This window comes from Seohaeicola saemankumensis, from assembly GCF_021021435.1.
In the GTDB taxonomy this organism is placed as follows: domain Bacteria; phylum Pseudomonadota; class Alphaproteobacteria; order Rhodobacterales; family Rhodobacteraceae; genus Seohaeicola.
The window spans coordinates 1-6,201 of record NZ_JAINWI010000024.1 but is presented as its reverse complement, the minus strand read 5'-3'; the positions used below and the strand labels follow the sequence as shown (position 1 = coordinate 6,201).

The following is a 6,201-nucleotide window of genomic DNA, read 5'->3' as shown; positions in this document are numbered from 1 at the left end:
TTTGGATCAGGGTCTGAGTTCCAAAGGACAAAAAGCCCGCTCTACACTTTGAAGGCGGAGAGCGGGCAATTTCTTAGCGGAGGGCCTGCACGCCGATCATGGCCACTGCTGCGCAGCATGAAGTACGCGCAAAATGGTCACCATCTCAGGGCTTTCAGCATAAACCACGATGTAGTTTGGCCGAATAACCATCTCCCTAGTCCCGTCCACACGGCCCGCGCGGTACATCAGAGGGCGTTCTGGAAGGAGGGACGTCTTGTGTTCAATCTCGTCTTTGAGAACTTGGGCGGCATCCGGGTTGTCGTCAGAGATGTAGTCAATGATTGCCAGCAAGTCGGCGATGGCCGTCGCTTTCCATTCAAGATTTGGCAAGGCGCTTCCCGTCAATCAATGCCTGAGCGTCTTGCATCGCCTTGGCATGGGGCGTTGTGGGCCTTGGATCGTCTAGCGCTTCCTGTACCTTCGCCCGGAACCAGGCGTCATAGGCATCCGGATCAGCGGTCAATCCGGCAGGCAAGCCGCCTTCTGCGGCCACGCGGGTCAGAAGAATACGCACCGCGTCGGAGAGCGTCAGACCGACGCCCGCAAGTGCGTCCGAAGCCTGTGCTTTCAGCTGATCGTCAACACGGACATGAAGCATGGATGTTTGGGCAGGCATGGATGGTCCTCCATTTGATGGGAGTGATGTATCTCATTTGAGATGCGATTTCAAGTCGGCAGTATGTGTGCACGTGGTCCCGTGGTGTTGTCTCAGCGGGAAACTCAGCCACCCTGCCCCGCCAGGAACTCCGCCAGCACAGGACTGGCCTCGCCTTTTGCGGAGCTGAGCAGCTCCGAGCCCGCAAGCGAGGCCTTCGACAGGCGTACGAGCCCACCGGTTTCCTCGATGCGGTAGCAGCGGCGTTTTTGCCGCCCACGCCTGTAGTGGGTCGCGGTGACGATCTGGCAGGTGCTGCCATCTGTGAGCGTCACAGGGGTGGCGAGCCTGATCTTGTCACCCTCCTCGTAGTCCGGGATCGCAGCCCAATCCCGGCAGCGCTGACGCCAGGCATGGGCGTAGCTGCCTTCGTCTTTCAGGTTGGAGAGAAGCTTGATCAGCCCAAGGGGAGCACGAGACTCGTTCGGGCCAGCGCTTTCCTCCATGTCCTTGTAGCCCCAGCAGCCATTGTCGTATCGGGTGAGAAACACGGCAGCGAAGGTGATCGAGCCGTCAGGATCAGTGACATAGGTCGCGTCCTCGACAGGGGTGGCGTCGAGATTGGTGACCCTTGCCGCCGCATACCAGGTGGAGCCGACCTTGCAGGCCTTGACCAGTTCGGTTCTGCGCCTTTCGCCCTCGAAGGTGCAGAGCCGGGCGATTTCCGCTTTCTCATCCGCGTAGGATTTGACGCGGCCGTCGGTGTAGAAGAGCCAACCCATCTCAGAGTCCTTTCTGTCACTGGGGAAATTGTTGTCGCCAATGTCCCGAGAGGGCCGCAGGCCCGGTAGGGTATTGGCGATGCTAGTTTGAGAATGGGCGCGTTACGCCGCCTTCCGGTCATCGAATTCCATCAGCGCATCGAGCGGCACGCGGTAGGGCTGCATGGCGTCGAAATCCTCGCAATTGCCGCAGTTCTGCACGATCGCGAAGGTGTCGCAGGCATCCTTGAGGATGACCCGGAAGGTGCCGCCGAGGCCCGAGGGCACTTCATAGGTCCCGCCGATGAGGTAGTCCGAGGCCCGGCGCACGAAGACGCGGATGCTGTGGCCATCGGTGGCGAGCCGGATCGCCCCCCGCCCCCGGTCGATGAGCACCTGCACATCGTCGAGGATGTCGGTGTAGAATTGGCCGGTCAAATCGCGAAACGCCATGCGGCGCTGCGCCATCCAGTCGGTATCCCGAAAAGGGTTCATGCCGTCGGCGAAGGCGAAGGAGGGATCGGCCTGCTCGGTGGTAACGATACGGGTGGTCGTACCATCGATGCCGTTTGAGCGCAGATGCACACCATTGCCGACGATGAGGATCAGGGCGGGCCTGTCCACGGGCCCGTTCCAGTTGGGCAGGAAGGTTTTGCAGGCGCGCGCATGCGCGATCTGCGCCGCAACTGCGGAGGCAGAGAACTTGAGAATAGCCATGGGGATGTCTTTCTATTCGGTTTGGAAGGGTCGACCCGCGCGGGGAACGCCTCGCGCGGGTCGCGTGACGGCTCAGGCCGCTTGCGCGACCTCGCCGTCAGGCTCCGGGGTTTCCGCAGCGGGCTCCGCCTCATCAAAGGCGAGACCGGCCGTCTGCATCATGGGCGGACACCAGGCGGCCACGGCTGCGCGCTGCGCGTCCGTGAGTGTGGTGAAGGGTTCGGCGAAGAGCTTGTCGCAGAAGGCGACGATTTCCTTCTTGCTCGACGAGGCCAGCGTCACCGCCTCCTGGGCCAGACCCAGATCCTCGCCGAGGATCTTCAGGAGCCAGGCCTTCTTGAAGCGGTTGAAGAGCGCCGCATTCGGCGTCCAATGCGCGCGAATGTCGGGCATGATCTCGATCTCGAACGCATGCATCAGGCTGTCGCGCCGCGGGTCCCGCGCGAAGCAGGACTGCGTGGTGCTGGCGGCGGCATAGGCGACGAGCTTGGCCTTCTCGCCTGCCTCCAGCGCGCGAAACGCCGCGAACTGATCGGCGGGCGCGCGGGCGTCATCGAGCCAGGACAGATCAAGCGCATCATGCGCCGCCGCCACCTGCTCGAGCGAGGTCTCGTCGATCTCGTCCATCTTGGCATGGCTGCGGTGTTCCTTGCGGGCATCGATCTTGATCGCCTGCGTGACACTCATTCCGCTGGCCAGAATGTCGCTCACCAGTTTGAAGAGCGTCAAATCGAGCGTGGCCTCGGGACGCAGCGCCATCGCCGCCCCGAGCGCCATGGCCCGCTCGGTCTTGAGGTCCTCGGCCAGCGAGGCCGGGTAGCTGATCTCGCCAGCGTCGGGTGCCTCCTGCCCGGTCGGGTTGGTCGACGAACCGCGCGCGCGCTCCTCTTTCGCGCTGTCCTCCGGGCGGACGAGGCCCACATGGAGCGTGATCTGCCCACCTTGCCACGATGCGATCACCCCAGACCGCGCGAGGTCCTCGGCGCTGTAGGCCTCCTGCAGATCGCGCGCTTCCTCTTCCAAGGCGTCCACGCGCTCGTAAAGGGCGTTGTAGGCACTGTCCTCGAGCCCCTCATCCTCCATCTCAAGCTGCAGTTTCTCGAGTTCGGCGGTGATTTCATCCACGCGCTTTTGCGCTGCCTCATCAGGCACGATCGGGCCGGGATAAACGCGGCCGCAGTCGGCCATAGTCGCGTAATCATAGCGGACCATCGCATCGGCCCAGGCAAAGCCCAGCCTCATACGGGCCTCCTCGGCGGCTGCACCGAGCTTCTCGAGCAGGATGGTCTCGACCAGCGCCGCATCCTCGAGAACGGAATGCTCTTCCAGAAGGTCAGCCGCGACGGCACCGCCACGCGCCTCGTAGTCTGCGCGCACGAAAGCCCCGATATCGTCGCTGACCTGCACGCCGCGGGATTTGAGTGCCTGGCGGACGGTATAGGCCTGCAGATAGCCACCGTCTTTCGTGAGCGCCTCGAAAACCTCGCGCTGCGCCTCCTGGCTCGGGTGCTCGGCGAAGGCTTTCATCGTGTCGAGCGTAATCACCTTGGCCCGAGCCGCGGCGCGGATGTCGGGGTGGATCAGGCCATAGCGCAACCGGCCTTTCACGGCGGCGACGGTCGTGCCGAATGTCTTCGCGATGGTCTCGGGCGTCTGGCCGTCGACCTCCATCATCCGGGCGAAAGCCTCGAATTCGTCGATTGCGTTCATCGGCGCCTGGGTGATGTTCTCGGCGAGCGACAGCGCCGTGGTGACGTCACACTCCTCCGGCACAAGGCGGCAGTCGACCTTGGTTTTCGCGGTGAACCCCTTTTCGGCCTTGTCAGCGACCAGCTCCTTCAGGGCGGCGTGACGGCGGCCACCGGCGAGGACGGCATATTTGCCGTCGAGATTCTGGACCAGGAGCGGCTGGAGCAGGCCCAGCACGGCGATGCTGGCCTTCAGATGCGCGATGTTCTCGGGGTCGTAGGTTTCCGGCGAGTTGCTGCGCACATTGGCGGGATGCGGGACCAGATCGCCGATGGCGACGGTGAGAGGGGCAAAGCTTGTGGTCATGGGATATCCTTCCAGGTGGGTGAAATGCGGCCCGCGCGCTCGCGCGTGACCAATCCCCGGCTTCAGGGATCACCACGACAAAAGGCCCACTCTCCCTTTGAGGGGGCAGTGGGCCTTCATCGCCTGTTGTGTCAGGAGGGGGTGTCCCCTGCCCTACCAGTCGCGCGCCAACATGATGGTCAGCACGCGCATGGTGGTGGCAGGATTGTCCGGGACCTCGGCCCCGTAGCGGAAATCCGAGTCTGCTTCATAGAGATCGATTTTCCAGAACACGGTCTCGCCGCGGATCGTGACCGCCCCGAAATCGTGCCATCCCTCGGGATCATTCTCAGGCTCGAATGTGGCAAACTCACCGGTGGCCTTGACCGCCTCGGCCATGAAGCCATCGCCGGCCTCCATAAGCGAGCGGGTGACATGCATGCGGCCCTGGATGGGTTGCGCGGGCGGCACCCCAAGGCATGCAAGTTTGCGAAACGCGTCGTTCTGCACCGCGATCACGGTCGGATCCGGGCGGTCTGGCTGGGGTTGAACATTCATGGACATGGGGAGCTCCTTTGAGAGGTTTGAAACACCCTTCTCAAAGCCCGCTTTTTCTCTTCCGCTTGGCGGATGACGCCAGACAGAAACAACACGTACCGCACTAATTCAGAAGTCCGCTGTGCGGACTTTCCTGCCGATGATGTCCGTCGCAAAAGGTACGCTTTCGTTTTGCTTGCAAGGCAGAGTACACTCAAACCGAACCTCAAAAGGATATTCGATGTGAACCAAAGCACTAACCTCGCCAAAATCGGTACCCATCGATTGGTTCCCGGCGACTGTCTGCTTTTTGGCGCAATGCTTGACCTCTTTGCGGAGTCCTTTGGCGATCCGGAGAGCTACAGCAACGCGAGGCCCACACCGGACTACAGGCAGGCACTTCTTGCGCGGACCGATGTCGTCGCGCTGGTGGCTTTGGCAGGCCAGACCGTTGTTGGCGCACTTGTGGCGTATGAATTGCCCAAATTTGAGCAAGAACGTTCAGAGTTTTACATTTACGATTTGGCTGTCGCGGAAAAATGGCGGCGTTGCGGTATTGCTACCGCAATGATCGATGAACTTAAGACAATCGCAAAAGCGAATGCCGGCTGGGTTGTTTATGTGCAGGCAGATTACGGGGATGAACCTGCCGTTGCCTTGTACTCGAAGCTCGGCACCCGCGAAGACGTTATGCATTTCGATTTGCCATTGGACTGATAGCGGCCATTCGGTCCAGTCGCAGCACAAGCAAACTGGGCTCGAAGCTGCCTTGCAGCAGTGCGGCGACTTTTCCGTCAGGCGGCCTCAGCGTTGCCCCCTGCCCTGCCCGCCTCGGATCGGGCAATCAGGTAATCGCAGGCGCGCTGCGCGTCCGCGGCATGGCGGAAGATCGCGCCCTTGTCTGACCGAAGGACCCGCAACCAGTTGTGCAGATAGGCGGCATTCATCTCGAGCGTATGCGCCGTGAAGCCGAGCGTCTGACCGAGGAACACCGAGGTCAATTCCGCGACGATCTCCTCGCGCGCATAGGACGTGTTGCCGAACTTCGAGAACCCAAAATCACGGTTCAGGCGATGAGGGGCTTTCGTGGCATGGGCCAGCTCATGGGCCCAGACCCCGTAGAAATTGCGCGGGTCCTGGAACCGCGTGATGGATGGCATGTAGACCTTGTCCACGGGGGGCAAATAGTACGCTTCCGTGCCCGTGAAGACGGTCGTGATGTCGATGGCATCGAAAAACGCCTGCATGTGCGGGATGGGCTCGGACGGCGGATGCTCGGGCACGGGCTCCGGGTCAGGGTAGAAGCTGTCGGGCAAGCCCTCGATCTGGCAGGCATTAAACACACGGTAGGATTTCTGGAAGCGGAAGATACGGACTTCCTCGGAGTGATCATCCCCGTCGCTGCGGTCATGCTCATCCGCGCCCGCGTCTTTCCGGCTTTGACCGTAATAGACGACGACAGAGGATTTTTCGCCCTTGCGGACCTTTGCGTCCAACGCATTGGCTTGCGGCAGC

General features: G+C 61.8%; 8 protein-coding genes. 1 reads left to right on the top strand and 7 read right to left on the bottom strand.

What is annotated here, in order from left to right; all coding sequences use genetic code 11:
* Positions 1-96: 96 nt before the first annotated feature.
* The 6 genes from K7H22_RS18530 to K7H22_RS18505 form a co-directional block, all read right to left on the bottom strand.
* Positions 97-372 carry a type II toxin-antitoxin system RelE/ParE family toxin gene (locus K7H22_RS18530; RefSeq protein WP_230802325.1) on the bottom strand — a complete coding sequence of 92 codons (276 nt, stop codon included), beginning with the start codon at positions 370-372 and terminating at the stop codon, positions 97-99.
* Positions 359-658, bottom strand: a complete 300-nt coding sequence (locus K7H22_RS18525) for a type II toxin-antitoxin system RelB/DinJ family antitoxin (protein ID WP_044353023.1) — start codon at positions 656-658, stop codon at positions 359-361. Before K7H22_RS18525 ends, K7H22_RS18530 begins: the two co-directional genes overlap by 14 nt.
* Positions 659-762: 104 nt before the next feature.
* Positions 763-1,419 carry a DUF6927 domain-containing protein gene (locus K7H22_RS18520; RefSeq protein ID WP_230802324.1) on the bottom strand — a complete coding sequence of 219 codons (657 nt, stop codon included), beginning with the start codon at positions 1,417-1,419 and terminating at the stop codon, positions 763-765.
* Between the two features lie 102 nt (positions 1,420-1,521).
* Positions 1,522-2,115, bottom strand: a complete 594-nt coding sequence (locus K7H22_RS18515; RefSeq protein WP_230802323.1) for a regulator — start codon at positions 2,113-2,115, stop codon at positions 1,522-1,524.
* A 72-nt stretch (positions 2,116-2,187) separates the two neighbouring features.
* Positions 2,188-4,170 carry a ParB/RepB/Spo0J family partition protein gene (locus K7H22_RS18510; RefSeq protein WP_230802322.1) on the bottom strand — a complete coding sequence of 661 codons (1,983 nt, stop codon included), beginning with the start codon at positions 4,168-4,170 and terminating at the stop codon, positions 2,188-2,190.
* A gap of 153 nt (positions 4,171-4,323) precedes the next feature.
* A complete protein-coding gene (locus K7H22_RS18505) occupies positions 4,324-4,713 on the bottom strand; it encodes a DUF3768 domain-containing protein (RefSeq protein WP_230802321.1) in 390 nt (129 codons plus the stop codon).
* 243 nt (positions 4,714-4,956) lie between these two features.
* On the opposite strand from K7H22_RS18505, the gene K7H22_RS18500 reads away from it, so the two are divergent.
* Positions 4,957-5,403 carry an AAC(3)-I family aminoglycoside N-acetyltransferase gene (locus K7H22_RS18500; RefSeq protein ID WP_330165865.1) on the top strand — a complete coding sequence of 149 codons (447 nt, stop codon included), beginning with the start codon at positions 4,957-4,959 and terminating at the stop codon, positions 5,401-5,403.
* Positions 5,404-5,480: 77 nt separating this feature from the next.
* Here the strand turns inward: K7H22_RS18500 and K7H22_RS18495 are convergent.
* A partial coding sequence (locus K7H22_RS18495; RefSeq protein ID WP_230802320.1) for an ArdC family protein occupies positions 5,481-6,201 on the bottom strand: 721 nt, incomplete at its 5' end.